The sequence below is a fragment of the Serratia sp. A07 genome (assembly GCF_058725505.1).
In genome coordinates this window covers 1-1,131 of sequence record NZ_JBZXDO010000177.1, presented here as the reverse complement: position 1 = coordinate 1,131, position 1,131 = coordinate 1, and the positions used below count along the sequence as shown (strand labels likewise).

Here is a 1,131-nt window from a genome sequence, read left to right as displayed (position 1 = left end):
GGTACACTACCGATGAACAACTGATCTCGCTGCTCAGCTACATGCTGCAGGTCGGCGAGACCCACAGCCCGGCCGCGCTGCTAAAACAGCTGGCCGAGCGCGTACCGCACCACGAGGACAAAATCATGACGATCGCTGAACGACTGAAGGAAGAAGGCCGTGCGCAGGGGATCGCCATCGGCATCGAGAAAGGCATCGAGAAAGGCGAGCACCAGGCGGCGATCAAGATCGCCCGCACCATGCTGTCAAACGGGTTGGATCGTGCTTCTGTGATGAAAATGACTGGACTCACCGCCGACGAGCTGGCGCAGATCCGCCACTGATACCCGATAGTGAGACGACCGCTTGCAGGACAACGCCCTCCCTGCCGCCGACCCGGCGGACACCACCACCGACCTGAGCCACCTGGCGTTCTGCGCCCTGGCAGCATTGGGGCTGGCCCGCCAGGACGGCATCGTTGGTACACCCTACGCCGAAAACCTGTTCCTGATCCGCTGGCTGGCCACAGCCCAAAAACAGAAGCGATTTCCCAGAAGCGTCGCCATGGATCTCACCTGGCTGCTCGAACGCGGCCGCAAACACGGTCCGGCCGGCAAACTGCGCCAGCATCTGGAATACCTGTGGCGCTCCTGCAGCGGCAATCTCGCCGCGCAGTCCGATTTATTCCGGCTCACTTACGCGACTGAAACCCTGAAAGATCGGGGCTGGGACAACTATGTGATGGATGCCCGCGAGTGGCGGTCGGAAACCACACCCACGCCGTCCCAGCACAACGGATTTTACGTCGAAAAAACGGCGCTCAATGCCGCCTTCTCTCAGGATGGCCATCACCTGCAGCCGGTCTCTTTTCGCATTGTCGGCGATGCCGATACGTTCATTCAGGCCATGGCAGAGTATGGACTGCAGGCCCACCTTGCAGACAGCAAGCCGACATATCAGACGGTAACACTGGAGCCAGGCGAGCACAGCAACGCGCCAACCTGACATCCCCTACGGTAAAGGATAACCTATGGATACGGTTGAAGAATTAAACGGTACGTATTTCTACAAGGGATATACCCAGTTGACGCCCCAGCAGCTGTGGTGGCTTATCACCGTCGATGCGCTCCGTGAACATCTGGGGATCAGCGT

The 1,131-nt window shown here is 59.4% G+C and carries 3 protein-coding genes; all 3 read left to right on the top strand.

The genetic code is table 11. The annotated features are described in order from the left end of the window. A partial coding sequence (locus AC4PR2_RS29010; RefSeq protein WP_492176065.1) for an Rpn family recombination-promoting nuclease/putative transposase occupies nucleotides 1-323 on the top strand: 323 nt, incomplete at its 5' end. A gap of 22 nt (nucleotides 324-345) precedes the next feature. Further along, the gene (locus AC4PR2_RS29005) at nucleotides 346-984 is read left to right on the top strand and encodes a DUF2913 family protein (RefSeq protein WP_492176064.1); all 639 of its coding nucleotides are present in this window, start codon (nucleotides 346-348) and stop codon (nucleotides 982-984) included. A 25-nt stretch (nucleotides 985-1,009) separates the two neighbouring features. Then, a partial coding sequence (locus AC4PR2_RS29000) for an STM2901 family protein (protein ID WP_492176066.1) occupies nucleotides 1,010-1,131 on the top strand: 122 nt, incomplete at its 3' end.